This is a genomic window from Cytobacillus kochii (genome assembly GCF_044790165.1).
Lineage (GTDB): Bacteria > Bacillota > Bacilli > Bacillales > Cytobacillaceae > Cytobacillus > Cytobacillus kochii.
Genome location: NZ_CP085254.1, coordinates 4,375,847 through 4,395,348 on the forward strand (window position 1 = coordinate 4,375,847; position 19,502 = coordinate 4,395,348).

The following is a 19,502-nucleotide window of genomic DNA, read 5'->3' on the forward strand; positions in this document are numbered from 1 at the left end:
TCACTCCTTTCCACTATAAGTAACTGTTCTTTTTATTCGCTCAACTTTTCTCACAGCTACGGTCTTATTATCACTTTGACCTGCTTTTAGAGAAAGATAGGCCGTTAAGCTTCGTATCGTAGGGTATTTAAAAATATCAATTAAGGATAAATCCTTGCCGATTTCATCTTTTACAGCGGCAATCATACGTACAATTAGCAAAGAATAGCCACCCAATTCAAAGAAATTGTCATCGGGACGTATCACTTTTCCTGGTAGAAGATGATCCCATATTCTTTTCATATCCTTTTCCATTTTTGTTTGAAAAGAATAAGAGCCCGTGTGTTCCTGTTGACTAGACCAAGCCATTAACTTCAATACATCTACTTTTCCATTTTTCGTAACAGGAATTTCTGGTATGGATATAAATTTGTTAGGTATCATCGACAATGTCAGTACTTCTCTCAGCCGAATCCGTAGTTCATTCGGATTAAACATTTCCTTGTTTACTACGACAAAAGCAATTAAGTGAACATCGTCATCTGTATTTACATCTATTACTGCACAATCAGTAATTTGAGTTTCATTAACAATAGCCGCTGCTACTTCATTCTTATCTACTCTTACACCTCTTATTTTTATTTGATGATCTTTCCTACCCAAAATCTCAATTAATCCATCTGGACGATATCTCCCCAAATCACCTGTCCTATATAACACATCATCTGAAGAACCTGACCATTTATGTTGTTCAAATATCTTGTCTCGGGAATTAATATAGCCCTTAGACATATAAGGTGTTCTTATTGTAATTTCACCCATTTCACCAACTCCACATTGATCACCACTTTTATTCACAATAAGAAGTTGAGCATCAGAAATAGGGCTACCAATAGGCATTACTGTATTACTTTGTAATGCTGAATCGATGGGACAACTGCTCTTGGCTAAAGTTGTTTCCGTTTGACCGTAAAAATTATTGACCTGGGCACCTGTTACCTCTCTCCACTTCTCTACCAAATAATCAGGTAACGGTTCACCGGCAAAAAATATGTGCCTTAATGAAGGCAATTTTATCTTCAAACCGCTTCTAAACCAGTGCATGGTAATAGACGGGACAGCGTGAAGGAGCGTGATTTTTTTCTCATTGAGCCAATGAAAAATATCTTCCTCCTCATCCTCTACAGGTACACAAACTGTAGATCCACTTGTTAACGGTAAAAATATATCACGTAAGTATACATCAAACGTTGTATGAGTCAGCTGGGCACTTCTATCTTCATTACTGACACTAAAATGGTTTCTTTGCCAATTGAGAAAATGTGAAAGGCTATTATGAGATCCTAATATTCCTTTCGGTTGACCTGTAGTACCTGAAGTAAAGAATATATAAGCATTGTCATGATTGATAGGTTTCATACTTCTTGAATTCTCCAACCTATTAACAAACTCATCTACATGGTATGTAGCGAGAGTACTAATTGAAAAAACGCTCTGATGAATGCCTAAATTGTCAGTAAGAATAATTGCCTTAGCTTTCGACTGCTCAATCATTTGAGTAACCCGTTGTGCAGGTAGGTCATTATCAATATTTAAAAACGTTCCGCCTGCCTTTAATACACCTACGATTGTGCCTATCATCGAATAACTTCTTTTGCCTTGAATAGCAATAACATCCCCTGGTTTAATGCCACATCTTCGTAAACCAATGCTCACTTTATTAGAATAATTAGATAATTGCGTATACGAGTAAAATTTATTACCTTCTTCCACGGCGATTTTCTCGGGCGTGTTCTTTGCCCAATATTCAACCTGTTCGGTAACAGAAGGATAGCTTTTTTTGTACAGTGGTTTCTCTGGGTTAGGCAATATTTTTTTTGATTTTCCCGTCATTAAACTCGGTCGTAGGATCGATTGTTCTTTGTTAGCGATAAAAGTATTTAATAGACTCAAGTATTGTTCAAAAAAGTCTTCCATTCGCTCCACTGAAAATAAATGATTTTGATAAGCTATACTGAATTTAAATTGATCTGCTGTCTCTTCAATATATAAAGTCATCAGGAATTTAGACGTTATATCCGCTACTTCTAGTTCAGCTATTTCCTCACCATGAACGCTGAACGTTTTTTGCTCTTCAAACTTCCGATAATTTATTAATATGTCAAATAACGGATTCCGGTCTATATTTCTTTCAGGTTGAACAGCCTCAACAATTTGTTCAAAAGGAATATCTTGATTTTCGAATGCGCCCAAGACAATTGCTTTTGTCTTCATTAAAAACTCGGTAAAACTCAAATGCTCATTGATATCCGCTTTAAGTGGTAGCGTATTTAAATATAACCCTACTGCCTTTTCTAATTCGGTATTACTTCTATTAATAATCGGTGTACCTAGAGTAATTTCCTTTTGCCCACTTAAGCGGGATAAAAGAACATAAAATGCACTCAAGAAAAACATAAATGGGGTTACTTTATTGCTTCTAACAAAAGCCCTAATTTCATTGGCTTTATTCAAATCAATTTTTTTGTGAATCGTATGATTATATCTTGTGTTATTTTCTAAATGATCCATTGGAAGCTGAATAATTGGAATATCTTCATTAAATATCTTTTTCCAATATTCTAGTTGATGTTGGATTTTACTCTGCTTATTAGACAACCAATAAGTATAATCTAAATACTGAATTGGCTCTTCTGCAAAACAATCCTCATTCCCCATATAAACTTGAATAAGCTCATTTTTTAGTACATTTATAGACCAACCGTCACAAATAATATGGTGAAGTATTAGTACGAAGATATCTCGTTCCTCACATCGCAAAACACTTCCTCTAATTAACGGCGGGTCTTCTAGGTTAAATTTCATTTTCATCTCAAGATTAATGCACTCTTGTAAAGTAGCCTCACTTGCCTCTATAACCTTCACACACTGTTCATATCCAGGAATGACCTTCTGAAAAGGAAAACCATCGATTTCTAAAAATTGAGTCCTCAATGATTCATGCCGAATAATAAGTTTGTTTATTGCATCATTTAAACGATTTATATCAAACCTGCCAGTTGATTTTAAGATAAGCGGAAGGTTATAACTCGTATTATCTGTATTTAATTTTTCTAAAAACCAAATTCTTTGCTGTGCATCAGTCAAAGGATGCCAATCTTGTCTATCTGCTACCTTAACAATCGGTGACAATTCTGAAATAGAAGTAGAAGCTTGAATCAAATTGGATAATTGTTTAACTGTAGGATTTTCGAATAATGATCGTACGGTTAAAGAGATTTGAAAGGCTTTGTTTATTTGCGAGATAATCTGTACGCCTAATAAGGAATGGCCGCCTAATTCAAAAAAATGATCATTCAGTCCAACAGAATCAATGCCTAATCTTTCACTCCAAATATCTGCTACTTTCTTCTCTATCTCACTTTCAGGGATTGCGTAATCCTGATTAATCATAAGATGTTCCGCATTGGGTTGAGGAAGAACTTTTCTATCTACTTTTCCATTTGCATTCAGCGGAAAACTCTCTAACTTCATATAATAGGCAGGTATCATATAAGAAGGTAAGTGTTCTGTTAGATGTTCTCTTATATCAACAGCCTGCTTATCTTCACCTACATTTAAAATGTAATAACAACTTAATTGCTGTCCATTTGCAGTGACAATGGCTTCTTTTATAAAATCTAAAGCTGCAATACTACTTTCTATCTCTCCAAGTTCTACTCTCATTCCTCGAATTTTAATTTGATTATCATCTCTTCCGAGGAACATAATCTCGCCATGTTCATTTAAATATCCTCTGTCCCCTGTTCTATACATCTTCTCCCCTTCAAAAAAAGGATCAGCAACAAAGGACTCATTTGTTTTTTTAGGGTCATACAAATAGTCTCTGGCAAGACCAATGCCAGCTATATAAAGATCTCCTGGAACCCCATATGGAAGTGGATTTAATTGATGATCAAGCACGTATACCCGATTATTATCAATAGGGCGTCCAACTGATACAATATCTGTTTCAAATTCGTCATCAGGCGTGCAATCATAACACGTTGAATCAATAGATACCTCTGTTGCTCCCCAGGAATTAAATAATTTACCAGGCATTTTTTCGTAGAATTTTTTGACCAATGAAGCCTTTAATGCCTCACCACTAGATACAACAACCCTTAAATTAGATAATTTCTCTTTCTGCAAAGGTGTGATTTCCTCAATAACCATCTTGAGCATACTTGGCACAAATTGTAGCAGAGCCACCTTGTATCGTATTGCATATTCGATAATACTTGTCGGTTCACGATGTGCACCTGGAGGAATGAATGCGACTGCTCCTCCTATCATCAATGGCCAGAAAAACTCTACTGCTGAATCATCGAAAGTTAAAGTTGTCTTCTGCAAGGCTACTTCATTTTCTTGTAGTTTATGTTTATTTTGCATCCAACACATACGATTAACCCAACCCCTATGTGTACTACTCACTCCTTTAGGGGTGCCAGTGGATCCCGAAGTATAATATACAGATACCAAATGATCTGGAGATATTTTCACCGTTGGCTTTTCACTCTTGTAGGTACTGAAAGAATCTATTAATTCATATTCTATAAATGTAGTATTTGTAGCTGCTAATCCCTTTTCATCTGTGATACAAACAATTGATTTAGCACTTTTCAATAAACTATACACACGTTGTACAGGTGCTTCCTTATCGATTGGCAAATAGGCGCCTCCTGCCTTTAAAATACCAAGCATAGCAACCACAAGCCCCAAGGACCTATCCATCCTTAACCCTACCGGTTGATCAGGTTTCACACCTCTTTCTATCAGAACATGTGCTAATTGATTGGCGCGCTTATCTAGTTCTTCATAAGTTAAAATCTCATTTTCAAAGATTGCTGCAGTAGCAGAAGGCGTTTTTTTGACCTGTTCTTCAAAAAGCTCATGTAGGCAACAGTTAGGAAAATCCACCTTCGTATTATTTAAATCTACTATTAACTCCCTTTTACTCTCTTCCTTGATGATAGAAATATCTTTAATTTTGATTTGCGTGTTTTCCATCACCGATTGAAGGATTTGAAGAAAGATATTGTTATATTGCTTCATAATCTTTTCACTAAATAAATCACTTCTATATTCCCACTTGCCTAGATATTCTGCCCCTTCTTTTTTAATAAATAATGTTAAATCGAATTTCGATAAACCATTAAAAACAGATTTAATGGGGCTGAGGTTTAAATCTTCAACTGTAACATCTGTATTTGGCATTTCTTCAAAAGCAAACATATATTGAAAGAAAGGACTTCCAAACAACTTCCTATTAGGCCTAACCTCTTCAACAACCTTTTCAAAAGGAACATCATCATTTGAAAACACATTCATCGCTTTATTTTTTATCTGCTTTAAGAATTGTTCAAAGCTGTTATCATTATCTATTTCATTTCGTATCACAACCGTATTAACAAATAAGCCAATAATGTCTTCAAAATTTGCTTGCTTTCTTCCGGCCACAGGGGACCCTACAGAAATATCATGTTCACCTGAAAGTCTATGTAGAAATATAATATAAATAGCCAAAAATACAGTGTACACCGTTACATCCTTATGCTTGCAATAGTTTTTTAGCTCCTTTATTATTCCTTCTGGTAATGAAAAGGTAATTTCTTCTCCTTGCATTGAATTGGATTGCTTTTGCTTACCAGCTGATAAGTTTACTATCGGTTGCTCTTTTTCTAGTTCCTTTTTCCAAAAGGCAAGTTGCTCATCCATATATGGCTGATTCCAATGGGCAGATTGCATTGAAATATAATCTTGGTATGTTACCTTCGTTTTTTCTTTCAATTCTTTTTCTTGCATAAATGATTGATAATGTCTAAAGAGCGCTTGAATAAAAACATGATCAGACCAACCATCTGAAATGATATGATGAAAATTAAAATAAAAAATATGCGTATTTTTTGCTAATTTATAAAGCTTGAATCGAAAAACCCTTTCTTTTTGTATATAGAAAGGAATTTTTGCATCGATCTTCATAAAATTAACTGCCTGTTCTCTTGCCAATTCTAATGGGTAGTCTGACAGATCAACTTCCGATACAGTTATACCTTCAATGACATCTTTATATTGGTAAGGTTCTCCATCCTTGTCACCAAACCGGTAGGAAAAAATATCATTTTCTATACATGTTTGATGAAGACTCGCCTTTAAACCAACAGTATCCAAGAGTCCATTGATTTCTATATAATGAGGTAAATTATATAAAGGACTGTCACCTTCCAATTTATTTAAAAACCATAAACGTTTTTGTGCATCTGATAGGCAAGATGGTTCGCCGTTCTGTATTTCTTTGCATGCCAACTCCTCATTTTTACCATCCTGATACTTTTCATTTATGAGAATAGATAATTGTCTTATCGTCTTTGCTTCAAAAACATCTTTTAAAGTAAGGAAAAGGTTAAATGTTCCATTAATTCTTCCTACTAACCTTGCTACGAAAAGAGAGTTACCACCTAATTTGATAAAAGGCGTATCCATATCAACAACCTCTAAGCTTAGAAGTTGTTTCCAAATCGCAGCCACCTTTTCCTCTGTTATATTGGCAGGGACACTTTCTATATTGCTTCTATAAGGCGTTGGTAGCTTCTTCCTATCCACTTTTCCATTTAATGATAATGGGATAGATTCCACTTCTATAAATACGGAAGGAATCATATGTTCAGGCAACTTAGTATTAAGATCATCTCTCAATTCAGACTCCTCGAGCACAAAACCTTTACTAAATTGCACATATGCTACTATACTCATTTCTCCAGATTGGTCCCACGGTGTTGCTATGCACCTTTTTATTTCTTTTCTTTTTTCTAGAGAAGCTTCAATTTCTCCGAGTTCAACTCGAAAACCACGAACCTTTACTTGAAAATCTTTTCTCCCTATATATTCTATTGCTCCGTCTGACCTTTCCTTACACCAGTCCCCTGTTTTATATAAACGGCCCCTCTCTTTATTTGGATGATGTATAAAGGAATGTCTAGTTAATTCCTCTCGATTGTAGTAACCTCTTGCAAGGCCAATCCCTCCGATATATAATTCCCCAGTCTCTCCAGGAACAACTGGTGCGAGGTTTTCGTCTAAAATATATAGTTGAGTATTACTTATCGGATAACCAATAGGTACAACTCTTTCACTTTCATCACCTGTACACTTCCAAAATGAAACATCTATTGCTGCTTCTGTTGGACCATAGTAGTTATATAAATTGGTGTTTTCATATTTAGAAAAAAAATCTAATTCAATTTTCTTTGTTAGGGCTTCACCACTGCAAATCACCCTTTTCAATGATGTTTTCTGTTTAGCTGGAATTACTTCAAGAAAGACAGATAACATGGACGGGACGAAATGTATGGTTGTTACGTTCTGTTCTTTAATTACATTCAACAAGTAAGTGGGATCTTTATGTCCTCCTGGCTTAGCCAATACGATAGCAGCACCGGTCATTAATGGCAAAAAGATTTCCCATACTGAAACATCAAAACTGTACGGGGTTTTCTGGAGTACTCTATCGGCAGTTCCTAAGACATGTTCATTCTGCATCCACTGTAAGCGGTTGTTTAATGCTTGATGTGTATTTGCCACTCCTTTAGGTTTCCCTGTTGAGCCCGAAGTGTAAATAATATACATTAAACGATTGTTATCTCCTTGTACCAAAGGGGATTCTCCAGAGTGAACTCTCCATTTCTCCTCATCTACTAGAATTTTTTTATCTATTAATTTATTCATTGCTATAAATAAGTTTTCTTTTTCTTTTGAGGTAATTAAAAATGGCGAATGAATATCCTCCACCATATATGACAGCCTATCTGATGGATAATCTGAATCTAACGGCACATAAGCGCCTCCTGCTTTTAAAATACCTAAAAGCGTGATTACCATATTAAAGGAACGATCTAAACATACAAGTACAGGTTCTTCAGGCTGAAGACCTTCACTGAGTAGATAATTTGCCAACTGATTTGCTTTTTGATTTAAATCAGCATATGACATAGCTTTGTTTTCAAAAATAATTGCAGGAAGGTTAGGTGTTTGAATCGCTTGCAGTTCAATTAATTCATGTATACATTTATCACTATTCGGAAAATTTATTTCAATTGATGATGAACCCTTCTTCGTTATATCCATAATCCACCCTCCCTTTACACATTCCATTCTTTCACTACTAAACTTGCGTTATGACCACCAAACCCAAATGAGTTACTCAAAGCCACTTTTACCTGTTTCGCTACTGCCTCATGTGGGACAAAGTTAAGATTTAATTCAGGATCAATATGATCACAATTGATTGTAGGATGTATAAGATTTTCCCTTATAGAGCAGATACTTGCTACTAGTTCAACCGCTCCTGCTCCCCCTAGTAAATGGCCTGTCATTGATTTTGTTGCACTTATGGGAATATGTGTTGCTGCTTCACCCCACAGTTTTTTAATGGCCATTGTTTCATAATAATCATTGTATTTTGTACTCGTACCATGAGCATTGATATAATCAATTTCAGAGAGTTCTACGCCAGCATCCTCAATAGCTTTCTTCATTGACATCATCATTCCCTCAGCACTTGGGTCAGGAGCAGTCTGATGATAGGCATCTGAAGTAGAGCCATATCCAGCGACTTCAGCTAGAATAGTAGCCCCTCTATTTCTTGCAAAATCTTCAGACTCAAGAATAAGAACTCCCCCACCACTTCCTAGTACAAACCCATCCCTATCTTTATCAAATGGTCTACTTGCACCTTGTGGGTCATCATTTCTAGTGGATAGTGCTTTAATATTAGAAAATCCCGCAAGATCTAATGGGGTCAAATCTCCTTCTGCTCCGCCAACAATCATTACATCTGCTTCACCCCACTGGATTGCTCTTAAACCTTCACCTACACAATTTGTACCCGTGGCACAGGCAGTAACAAATGCGCCACTCTTCCCTTTAGCGCCAGTTAATAAAGTGATTTCACTTGAGGCTGCATCTACTACCATAGATGAAACAAGATAGGGGCTGACCCTTTTAGCCCCTCGCTCAATCAGCCTTTTATCATTTTCTAATACAGTATTAAGCCCGCCAGAACCCGAACCAACGATTACACCTATCCGATAGGGGTCAATATTTTGTAAGGGCAAACGTGATTGTTTAAGTGCCTCTTTTGTCGCAATTAATGCATATTGAGTATATGCATCCATACGTTTTATTTCCTTACTATTAAAATAGTCTTCGGCTTGGTAATCTTTGATTTGTGCTGCAAACTTAGTTGTAAAAGGCTCCGTATCAAAATTAGAAATGGCCTCTACCCCGCTTTTACCACGAATTAAATTTGCCCAAAATTGCTCTACCCCAATTCCAATAGGGGTGACAACACCCATCCCGGTTACAACTGCTTTTTGTTTCAATGTTTATCCTCCTAATTACTGCAAAAATAGATTTTTAAACTGGTAAAAAAAATCAATAGTCTAGTAGGATAATGACGACTCCTTTTCCAATGCATTTGTCACGATCTCTTTTATTACTGGAATATAAAGATCATCATCAAATTTTGATTCCAAATGTTCTTCTAAGTCATATTTAATTATTTCGTCGCCCTGTTTCACTCTAATCACTGGATGAATATGCACACTTTGTGTAGCATCCCCTGGTACTCTTGGAATACTAAATGTTTCTTCAAATTTCCTAATGTCCCCATATTCCAGCGAAATAAAGAAGGTTAATTCATTAGTGTTCAATGTTGAATCTTTAAATTCATTGATTGTCCGATGACCATTCTCATACCAATGATGCCCATCAAATTTCAATTGGTAGCCCACATATCCAGGCTGAAGCCATAATTCTGGCGATTCATTCAACTCATCTAATATCCTCTTGGATGGATCTTGTACTAATGACTTTTCCATTTTACTGATATTAAATTTTTCAGCTAGATGGTTTGCAAGGATTCGAGAGTTATAACGGAACCCGTGAATAAATCCACTTGTAGAATATCCTCTATAATCCAGACCATGTGTTTGTGCCCCAGCAAAATACAAATTAGATACCTCTGTCGATTCAAATACCCCATTGATCGATGGGAATTTTTTATGCATCAACTGGATGTTAAAATCCTTTATCAGTTGATCTATATTTGACTTAAAGCCTGTTGCTGCAATTACTTCATTGAAAAAAAGTGTTTCAACTTCACCTTCTGCATGAATATATTCAACGGTTACATTAAATCCTGTTGCTACTTTCTCTATACTCTTTATATGGCAATCAAGTAGTGCTGCTTGATGTTTAAGTTGATAGTTTTCTGCAAAAATCGAATTAACCGCTCGGATATTTCCAACATAGTGGGTTTTGTAAGCCATTTTTGCTGAGGAGGGGCTTGCTACCATAATCACATTCGCTTCATTTAATATCTCCTGCGCACATTCAAGTCCACTATTGCCTTTCCCTAAGATAAGAACACGCTTGTCTCTGTATGATTCTTTTGTTTTCATATTTTCATACATAGTTATATGCTCTATTCCCTCTATTTTTGGGATAACAGGTTTTAGACCTGTTGCTACAACAACTGTTCTGCTTGTAAAGGTTCCTTTAGTAGTAACAACCTCAAATAACCCTTGTTCTGTTTTATTCGTTTGAATCCACTGAGTATCATAACTAATAGGAATATGACATTCATCAATAAGATCATTTAACATATCAACAATTGCTTTCCTATTTGGATAAAAATCCTGGCTATAATTTCTCATTAATATATTCTTCTCTTTTGTAATTAAGCTATTCCAATCAAACCTTTCTGCATATCGGCTTTTAAATGGTTTGCCGGTATACAATTTATTATTACTAATCAGTTTTTCGTGAACGGGATATTTTGTGAAGCTATATCCAGCTCTGTTAAAAGCCTCTAGGACGACCATATTAGGTTCAGTCCCATTCTCTCTGCAAACCTCTGAATAAGTAAGTGCCGTTTGTATTCCACCTGGTCCTCCACCAATAATCAATACATCATAGATATGATTGTCCATTTTTACTTCCATATATAAATCTCTCCTTTTATTTTATTGTGATAGTATTTGAAGGTAGCGCCTTCTTGAATTTAAATTTTTCCGAAAAATGATAAGCAGGTAACGCCATCGCAGTCGTGATAATTGCCATCCAAACCATTAAACTAAATAAGTCTTGAGAAATAATGTTATATGTTAAGCCAACATTAAGTACGATTAATTCCATTAATCCTCTGGCATTCATTAGAGAACCTACCCCTGATGACTCCCTCCATCCAAATCCAGCTGCCCTCATAGTAATCAAACAGCTAGCATATTTACTGATAGAAGAAAAAATAAGAATGATCAAAAACATGATGAGCATCGAAATGTTCAATGTAGTAAATTGCGTGTTGATCCCAGAGTACGTAAAGAAAATGGGGACAAGAAAGACCACTACAATGTCTTCTAATTTTGATCGAACCTGCTGTTCAAACACTTTATTCTTAGGCATAATAAGCCCCATCATAAAACCACCAAATACTGAATACACCCCTATATAATCAGTAAATGCTGCTGCACTTAAAACGAGGACAAGTATCAGCGCTAAAAGCCCCTGTTGCATCTTTCCTGTTTCTACTACGCTTACAAATATTCTCTCTAGTAACGGTTTACATACTTTAAATAAAACAATGACAAAGATTATCGTTCCGAGGAATGTCACGCCTCCACCTTTGAGGGAATTTGTCTCTACTAAAGCAATAACTGCAGCTAGCGACAACCAGCCTAAGACATCTATCACACTCGCAGATAAAAGTGTAATTCCACCTATTTTTGTCTTCATCATGTTTTTTTCTTGGAGAATACGTGCCAACATAGGAAAAGCTGTCATGGAAACTGCAATGGCAATAAACAATGCAAAATGGAGGAAATTCCCCCCTTGAAAGAAAGCATCCTTCAAAATAAAAGCCAAAGCGATTCCTGCTACGAAGGGTATTAAAAAACCTGATAGCGATAATTTTGCTGAGTTTCGATAAAACTTTTTATCATACTTTTTAAAATTAACCTCTATACCAACTAGAAACATATAAAGTGCCAGCCCTAAATGACTAAACATGTACAGGATATTTTTAATATCAGCATCAAACAAATTTGCATACAGGCCCGGAAATACTGCTCCAAATAATGTTGGTCCTAATATTACCCCTGCTAACATTTCCCCTAATACACGTGGTTGTCCGACATAAGTGCATAACCTTCCGACACTTCTGGAGGCAATCAATATTAGGATAAAAACTACTAACATTTTTATAAATATATGCATCTCATTTCCCATATCACGGCTCCTTTTCTTGTACTATTTCTCCTAAAGTTTAATAGTCTAAAGGGTTTCAAAAATCCGTATTTTACGCAAAATTAAATTGATTCTATTGCGTTATAGCCATATTTTAGTAAGTTATTAGTATGAGAATGTAAATAAAAAAACGAGAAGGTGGGAAAATGGTTGTTTTTAAAGAGAAGATGCATCACATCATAGACGGGGAATGTGCCATATGGTTAATTGACCTGAGTAAAATATACACGGAACAATACAGTATACTTTCAGCAGTTGAAATCACTAAAGCCAATCAATTTATACATAAGAAGGAAAGACATCGCTATTTAACCTGTAGATATGCACTTAGAAATCTGCTCGGGTATTATTTGCATACTCCTCCTGCTTCAATCCATATCCAATACTCTAAATACGGCAAACCGTACATATCTAACAAGCATAAACATCCTTATACTTTTAATATAAGCCACTCAAATGATTGGGCTTGTATTGCAATTAGTTTAAGCCATTCAGTTGGAATTGATATCGAGGAAATCAAACCTTACCAACCTGATATGAATGACACAGCTGAGCTATTCATGTCCAATACAGAATTGGACCAGTTGAAGAAAATAGAATCAGATGGCGAACGAGCTTTCATCCACTGCTGGACACAAAAGGAATCCATACTAAAACAATTAGGTGTTGGGTTTTATACTGACCCTAAATTAATTCATACCATCATTTCAAAGGATGTTTGTTTAAGAAACTATCCTACTGATTCATTATTTTTAAATACTTACACTCTTTCTAGTTATATATTGTCGCTTTGTACATCACAGCCTGTCTCCCCCTTCTTTTATAAGTATGACTCATTCTTTTAGTGAAATGTATTAACAGGGAGATTGAACTATTTTTATTAAAAATTGGCATTTAGTGTATACTCAGTATATATTAGTGGTATATACTGAGTATACAACATATATACTGAGTATATACGGAATAGGAGGCTTTATATGATTCAAATAGAAGGTATAAAGAAAACTTATCAAATTGGAAAGGAATCATACGAAGTATTAAAGGGCATTGATTTAACAATAAATGAAGGGGAATTTATTGCAATTATGGGACCCTCGGGTTCTGGAAAAAGTACGCTATTGAACCTCCTTGGTGGCCTTGACCAAGCGGATATTGGAAACATCCAAGTTAATCATGCAAAACTTCAAGACATGTCAGAAAAGGAAAGAACACTTTTCCGCAGAAAGAATATTGGATTTGTATTTCAGAATTATCAGCTTCTTCCTAACATGACAGTTGAAGAAAATATTGCTTTTCCTATGCACGCCGATCGTTTGCCAAAAGCGAGTATTCAAACAACTGTTACTAATCTCATCCAATCCACAAAACTGGAAGGCAAAGAAAAAAATTATCCTTCGCAATTAAGTGGTGGTCAACAACAACGTGTTTCCATAGCAAGAGCATTATCAATGGAACCAAAGTTAGTACTCGCAGACGAACCGACTGGCAATCTTGACAGGAAAATGGGAACAGAGATATTAAGACTACTCTCTTCTCTTCACCAAGACCAGAAACTCACGATTATCATGGTTACTCATGATATGTATGCAGCAAGCTTTGCGAATCGTATTATTTTGTTAAAAGACGGAATGATTGAATCGGATATTAAGCAAGCAGAAGGCGGGGATCAAAATGCTATGGCTAGCATCATTACGAAACTTAATTCGTAAAAAATCACGCTCCTTCTTTACTTTATTGGCCATTCTCATTGGCATTACCACGATGTTCGCAGTTATCAGCACTGTCGAAACGGCAAAATATCTTACAACGGAGCAACTAAAGGAGTTCACAGGGAACGCTGATTATACCATAAATTCAACATCCAATACTTTTTCAGAAGAAATATTGGATGAAGTTGAAACAAACTCAGATATTAGTAGCATAACAGGGCTAGTCCATAGACAAACAAAAATTAATTTAGATAGTGCACATCATTCCGCTGAAAGCAATCTGAGATTAACCGGGCTTTCTTCCTTTGATAACGAGTTATTATCATTAGATGTCATTGCTGGTAACCTTGATCAAAAGGGCATTATTATATCAGAGACTACCGCCGATTTGTGGAATCTACGCGCAGGGGAAATATTGAATATCCAACTTCCTAAAGGTAATAAAGATGTATCCATATCAGCAATTGTAGCTGATACAGCTTTGTTGGAAGGTCCAGCAAGCTGGAATGAGGCAAGTAATAAGAATTGGCGAGCTCTTACAACTTTAGATAATATTCAAGAATTGTATCATGCACCAAACCAAATTGGTGAAATAAGAATAAAGTTTAAAGAGAATGTGGAACAATTAAGCAGTATAACAGCAATAAAGGACAGCTTACAAAATGAAGAACTCATATTTCAAAAGGTCGTTTTAGATGAAAGACAAACCAATCAATTAGAAGAGTTGTATTTCATGCTTTATGCCATTGGTGGACTCGCCATGCTTATTGGGGCTTTCATTTTATACAACACCCTTTATGTTAGTGTATCGGAACGAAAGAATGAAATAGCCATCATGAAGACTGTCGGTTATACACCTAACCAAGTCAAAATCCTATTTCTTATGGAAGTCTTATATCTCGTAATTATTGGACTTATTCTTGGCATTCCATCAGGGTTTATGCTAGCAAACTTACTCCAAGATGGGTTATTCGGTTCTTTCCAAACAAACATTGAAGTCAAAATGCAATTCATGTATGCACTTCCCCTTTCCATTTTATTAGGTATTATCATACCTATGCTCGCATCTTTAATTCCGGTTACTTATGCTAGCAAAGTAGATGTGATTAGTAGCTTAAAGTCCATACCTACTGAAAAGGTCAGCGGTCAAAAAAAGCGAACGATCATTGGGTGTATTGTATTATTAGGTGTGTTTATTCCTCATGCCATATCCATCGTTTGTCTTTTAGTAGCTGTTATCCTTTTATATCCTATAATGATGAAGGCTTTGACGATTCTCTTTTCTAAAACCTCATTTTTGGGATACGAAGGAAGTATTGCCGGAAAGAGCACATTGCTTACATTAAATCGTTCTTCAAATATGTCATTAATTCTTGCCATTGCTATTTGTCTTGGCTTACTCGTTTCATCTATCTTTACTTCTTTAGAACAAAACATAAGCCGAGATGTCATCCGTTCCTTTGGTGGTAATATTCAGTTTAGCAGTGAGACATCGATCTCTAATGAAAAACTAGAACAGATAAGTCAGATGGATGGTGTAAAAGATGTTATGGCTTATAGCGAAAGCCAAGCCACTTGGAGCATAGGCGATGAGAATCGCCAATTTACAATGATAGAAGTGAAGAATGATTGGTATAGTAATAATCCTTTATTTTACGCTAATGCATCTGAGCAAAAGCAAATATTGGATGCCCTTGAAGAAAAAGATACCATTTTACTAGGAGAATATGCGTTTCGTGAGTGGGGCGGAAAAATAGGCGATACTATGACTATTTATCAAAACGGAAAAGAAAACAGCTTAAGAGTTGTTGGGAGAGTTAATACAACACAATATGGTGGTTATACTGCGTTTATTTCAGAAGAGAATATCAACCAACTGCATCCCAATGTGTCTCCTTCTAAGGGATTAATACTCTTAGATGAATATACAGATGAAAGCTCTGTAAAAAATGAACTTCTTAACACTTTTCCTTTTGATTTAAGCTCTGTACAGACTTTAAATGAGGAAATATCTAAACAAGAGCGTGCCCTTCCAGGCGTAAAATCACTCTTCAGTGGATTATTAATGATTGCTATCATCATAACGGGAATTGGTATATTAAACACATTAACAATGAATGTAATGGACCGAGTTAGGGAAATTGGCGTGATGAGAGCTATTGCTTTTACAAGATGGCAAATCTATAAAACCATCATAAGTGAAGGGCTTATTATTGGGTTAAACGGTATTTTGATTGGCATATTTCTTGGAATTGCCACAATCTATTTAAACGCCAAAACCTCAGAGGATATACTGATAGAATTTATTGTACCAATAGAGACAATACTTATTTCTATCATTTGTGGCTTAATTGTCAGCATAGCAGCTTCAGTATTACCTTCATATACAGTGAATAAAATAACGATATCAAAATCACTTAAACAAGATTAGATGGGTAGAATTTTTACAACTACCCATTCATATTATTAAAAAGAGGAAAGAGGAATTTATATGTCAGTAAAGCATGCCATATTGACGCTTTTATCCCAGTCTCCTCGCCATCGTTATGATTTAAAAGTCTCTTTCGAATCTATGGTTTATAAACAGTGGGATTTAAACGCTGGACAAATATATACAACGATTGATCGATTAATTAGAGATGAATTTGTACAAGAAGCACAAGAAAAAGAGTCAGAACTGAAAATTTATCGCATTACACCAAAGGGGAAAGCTGAGCTTCAAAAATGGCTATTGCTACCGGTTGAAAGCTCTCTCCTTCAAGATGAGTTTTACTTTAAATTACTTTGTGCAAAACAACTATCATTTAAAAATCTTGGCGAGATGATTAAACAACATAAGGAACTTATCATTAAAAACATCTTTCAATTACAACAGCTAAGAAATAGTCACGTATTTTCTGAAGAAAATGAGGCCATTCATTATTTAATTGATGGTAAGATACTGCATCTTGAAGCTGACATGAAATGGATAGAAATGCTTACAGAAAATTAGGAGGGTTTACTAAATGGATTTTATTTTAGACCATAAATGGGAGTTCTTTATTGCTGCTGAAGTTATTTTCTGGATTTCAATACTATCTTTTCTCATTTTAAGATATTGGTTCAAGTTAAATAAGCTCAGTTTTCTGTTCTTCGGCATTTTTATAGTGAACGACCTATGGATTGCCACAATGGGCTTTATGGATTATATGAGAACTGGTGAATTTACAAGCTACCAGGTTGTTATATTAATTGTGATTGTATACGCATTTACCTATGGGAAATCAGATTTCAGAAAGCTTGATCGATTTATACAGAAAAAAGTAGCAAACTGGAGAGGCGAAACAATTAATATAGAAGATCAAGTAAAAGAGTTGGATGGAAAGGAATTTGCTGCTGTAGAAAGAAAACACTTTTTTATGCATCTTCTCATATTTTTAGGTGTGCATATTCTTTTAGCCCTTTTTCTTGGATTATCAAACCAATTCTCCACGATTAGTTCTATAGGGGACTTCTTTCAACAATGGTTTGCATCAAGTAACGCTGCGTTCCCTTTTGATCATTCAGCAACAAATAACTTAAGTAGGATTTGGACAATTATTTTAGTTATTGATGGATTAATTTCTTTTTCCTACACAATTTTTCCAAAAGAATCGAAAAAACACGCATCGTCATAATTAGAAATGATTTTCCATCACATTTATAAAACAAAAGTCCGTTTACCAGTTTTTTGAGGGTAATCGGGCTTTTTACTTACTTTTTTGAACCTATGATTCAAACCATGCAAATATCAAAGTAATAATACATATGTTGAAAAATGGGCTCCTTCTTTCTACCAAATATCATACTATGTGATTTCTTTAAAGGTTAATGCTTTACTTCTTCTCTGGGTAGGTGTTGCATTCTTTTTCATCATTAAAACCTGGGCTAAATCATCAAATGATATATGTTGTTCTAGTTGCATAAGAGAAGATAAATTTTGTAATTCTTTTAAAAGACCTTCCTGATTTTTTATCGCAATTTTCAGCCGCTCTATATGAAGGTTAATGACTTTGTTAGGTGTGTAATCTTCATCTTTCAAAGTAGATTTAATCTCTTCGAGTGATAACCCCAAATCTTTCAGAGTAAGAATTTGAAATAAAATTAAAATGTCTTCCTCATCATATAACCTATGTCCAGATTCGGAATATTCAGATGGAGATAATAAACTAATTTGATCATAATATCGTAAAGTTCGAAACGTAAGCCCCGTTAGTTTTGATAAGTCTCCAACTGTCCAATATTTAGTCTTTTTAATGGTCATCCTCTCATTTCGCAATATTTTTTCATTGTGTAACTTTACCATAACATATTCCTCAACATTCAATATAGTAGTTATTTATAAATTTTAAATATTTCGTTAAAAAAGCGGATATTCGTAATGAGAAGCTTCCATCCCTATTTATTAAACAATTTTTCAACTTCACTCCTTCTATGGGCAAATGACAAATGCCCTCAAAAGAACGATTTTTAACGAGAGCCCTATTAGTTAAACTTATATGTTTTTAAATTTAAACTAGCAAAACTAATTTCGTTAAAAAACCCCAAAAGATATATAAGGAAATGAAATCTCTTAGTAAAATTCACAAATATGTCACTTATGAAGAAAAATTTGAACCGATATAATTACATTTATTCTCTTAAAAGAAAGGTTGTTTTTCATTTGCCTAGTAATAAAAAAGAAGGCCTTATTTTTGGCCTATTCATGTGTTTTGGGATGGTTTTAATCATGTCCGTTTACAACTCTGCTTTACACGGCTTTTCATCGTATAGCTTAGGTAGTGCATTGATTCAATTTGCAATAACGTTTATTGTTGCTTTTATCGCAGAGTCTTTCGTTGAGCCAGTCGCACACAAACTTGCAAGATCTTTACCTTATGATCAATCAAAAGAATTCAACTTTATTATTGTTTTTGCTCTTTGTATGGTTCCTATAATGGTTGGCATCATGTCAGCATACGGAATCATCTTGACCTTGATAACAATCGGGATTGAAGGTTCTATCTTTACCGCTTATCTAAAGACATTAGCTTTAAATATTATTGTGGCCCTTCCATCACAGTTATTAATCGTTGGCCCTATCTCGAGGAAATTACTATGTAAATATATAAAACCGGCGATACAAAAACCAGAACTAAATGGATAAAAACGGGGTAGGACAAAATTAAATGACCTAACTTCAAAACGAACAAAAACAAATCATAATCTATAAAAAATCAGTTGCCAAAAAGTCCGTTCCATTGCACTAACAGACATTCGCTTTCCACTGGGAGGGAACGCTTGAGCCTTCTCTACATTACCTGTGAGGTCTCAAATTTCCCTCTATTTCCCTGAGGGAGTCGAGTGTCTTTTGCTCTATTCCTCTATTTTTTTCATATAAGGATATAAATCACAAAAAAACCGACTGATTAGACACTTCATACCCCTAATCATCCCGATCAATCCTTATAGAGA

Annotated in this window: 11 protein-coding genes; 6 read left to right on the forward strand and 5 right to left on the reverse strand. The window is 35.2% G+C overall.

All coding sequences use genetic code 11. From position 1 onward, the window contains the following. From LG276_RS22285 to LG276_RS22300, 4 genes are read right to left on the reverse strand one after another with little or no spacing between them, the layout of a single operon-like run. Window positions 1-8,142, reverse strand: coding sequence for an amino acid adenylation domain-containing protein (locus LG276_RS22285; protein WP_404292936.1), 8,142 nt, complete (start codon window positions 8,140-8,142; stop codon window positions 1-3). A 14-nt stretch (window positions 8,143-8,156) separates the two neighbouring features. Beyond that, entirely contained in the window at window positions 8,157-9,398 is a 1,242-nt protein-coding gene (gene fabF / locus LG276_RS22290) for a beta-ketoacyl-ACP synthase II (protein ID WP_404292938.1), read from the reverse strand. 60 nt (window positions 9,399-9,458) lie between these two features. Then, window positions 9,459-11,021, reverse strand: coding sequence for an NAD(P)-binding domain-containing protein (locus tag LG276_RS22295; RefSeq protein ID WP_224936826.1), 1,563 nt, complete (start codon window positions 11,019-11,021; stop codon window positions 9,459-9,461). A gap of 16 nt (window positions 11,022-11,037) precedes the next feature. After that, window positions 11,038-12,303, reverse strand: coding sequence for a cation:proton antiporter (locus LG276_RS22300; RefSeq protein ID WP_224936827.1), 1,266 nt, complete (start codon window positions 12,301-12,303; stop codon window positions 11,038-11,040). A 164-nt stretch (window positions 12,304-12,467) separates the two neighbouring features. On the opposite strand from LG276_RS22300, the gene LG276_RS22305 reads away from it, so the two are divergent. From LG276_RS22305 to LG276_RS22325, 5 genes are all read left to right on the forward strand, one after another. Further along, a complete protein-coding gene (locus tag LG276_RS22305) occupies window positions 12,468-13,166 on the forward strand; it encodes a 4'-phosphopantetheinyl transferase superfamily protein (RefSeq protein ID WP_281202806.1) in 699 nt (232 codons plus the stop codon). 132 nt (window positions 13,167-13,298) lie between these two features. After that, window positions 13,299-14,030, forward strand: a complete 732-nt coding sequence (locus LG276_RS22310; protein ID WP_224936829.1) for an ABC transporter ATP-binding protein — start codon at window positions 13,299-13,301, stop codon at window positions 14,028-14,030. Beyond that, window positions 13,993-16,461: an ABC transporter permease gene (locus tag LG276_RS22315; protein WP_404292941.1), complete on the forward strand. Its 2,469-nt coding sequence runs from the start codon at window positions 13,993-13,995 to the stop codon at window positions 16,459-16,461. The genes LG276_RS22310 and LG276_RS22315 overlap by 38 nt, the downstream gene beginning before the upstream one ends. Before the next feature lie 60 nt (window positions 16,462-16,521). Further along, window positions 16,522-17,022 carry a PadR family transcriptional regulator gene (locus LG276_RS22320; protein ID WP_095371502.1) on the forward strand — a complete coding sequence of 167 codons (501 nt, stop codon included), beginning with the start codon at window positions 16,522-16,524 and terminating at the stop codon, window positions 17,020-17,022. A gap of 13 nt (window positions 17,023-17,035) precedes the next feature. Beyond that, complete coding sequence (locus LG276_RS22325) at window positions 17,036-17,686, forward strand: hypothetical protein (RefSeq protein WP_095371501.1); 651 nt, start codon at window positions 17,036-17,038, stop codon at window positions 17,684-17,686. A 170-nt stretch (window positions 17,687-17,856) separates the two neighbouring features. Here LG276_RS22325 and LG276_RS22330 read toward each other — a convergent pair whose 3' ends face one another. Then, window positions 17,857-18,354 carry a MerR family transcriptional regulator gene (locus tag LG276_RS22330; protein ID WP_224936831.1) on the reverse strand — a complete coding sequence of 166 codons (498 nt, stop codon included), beginning with the start codon at window positions 18,352-18,354 and terminating at the stop codon, window positions 17,857-17,859. Window positions 18,355-18,777: 423 nt separating this feature from the next. Between LG276_RS22330 and LG276_RS22335 the strand changes: the two genes are divergently transcribed. Next, the gene (locus tag LG276_RS22335; RefSeq protein WP_404292943.1) at window positions 18,778-19,194 is read left to right on the forward strand and encodes a DUF2798 domain-containing protein; all 417 of its coding nucleotides are present in this window, start codon (window positions 18,778-18,780) and stop codon (window positions 19,192-19,194) included. Window positions 19,195-19,502: the final 308 nt, after the last annotated feature.

Excerpts from the sequence above, each read along its gene's own strand:
- LG276_RS22305 (WP_281202806.1), top strand. The coding sequence starts at position 12,468 with ATGGTTGTTTTTAAAGAGAAGATGCATCACATCATAGACGGGGAATGT.
- LG276_RS22285 (WP_404292936.1), bottom strand. The coding sequence starts at position 8,142 with ATGGATATAACGAAGAAGGGTTCATCATCAATTGAAATAAATTTTCCG.
- LG276_RS22335 (WP_404292943.1), top strand. The coding sequence starts at position 18,778 with ATGTCCGTTTACAACTCTGCTTTACACGGCTTTTCATCGTATAGCTTA.
- LG276_RS22320 (WP_095371502.1), top strand. The coding sequence starts at position 16,522 with ATGTCAGTAAAGCATGCCATATTGACGCTTTTATCCCAGTCTCCTCGC.
- LG276_RS22310 (WP_224936829.1), top strand. The coding sequence starts at position 13,299 with ATGATTCAAATAGAAGGTATAAAGAAAACTTATCAAATTGGAAAGGAA.
- LG276_RS22295 (WP_224936826.1), bottom strand. The coding sequence starts at position 11,021 with ATGGAAGTAAAAATGGACAATCATATCTATGATGTATTGATTATTGGT.
- LG276_RS22315 (WP_404292941.1), top strand. The coding sequence starts at position 13,993 with ATGCTATGGCTAGCATCATTACGAAACTTAATTCGTAAAAAATCACGC.
- LG276_RS22330 (WP_224936831.1), bottom strand. The coding sequence starts at position 18,354 with ATGGTAAAGTTACACAATGAAAAAATATTGCGAAATGAGAGGATGACC.
- LG276_RS22325 (WP_095371501.1), top strand. The coding sequence starts at position 17,036 with ATGGATTTTATTTTAGACCATAAATGGGAGTTCTTTATTGCTGCTGAA.
- LG276_RS22300 (WP_224936827.1), bottom strand. The coding sequence starts at position 12,303 with ATGGGAAATGAGATGCATATATTTATAAAAATGTTAGTAGTTTTTATC.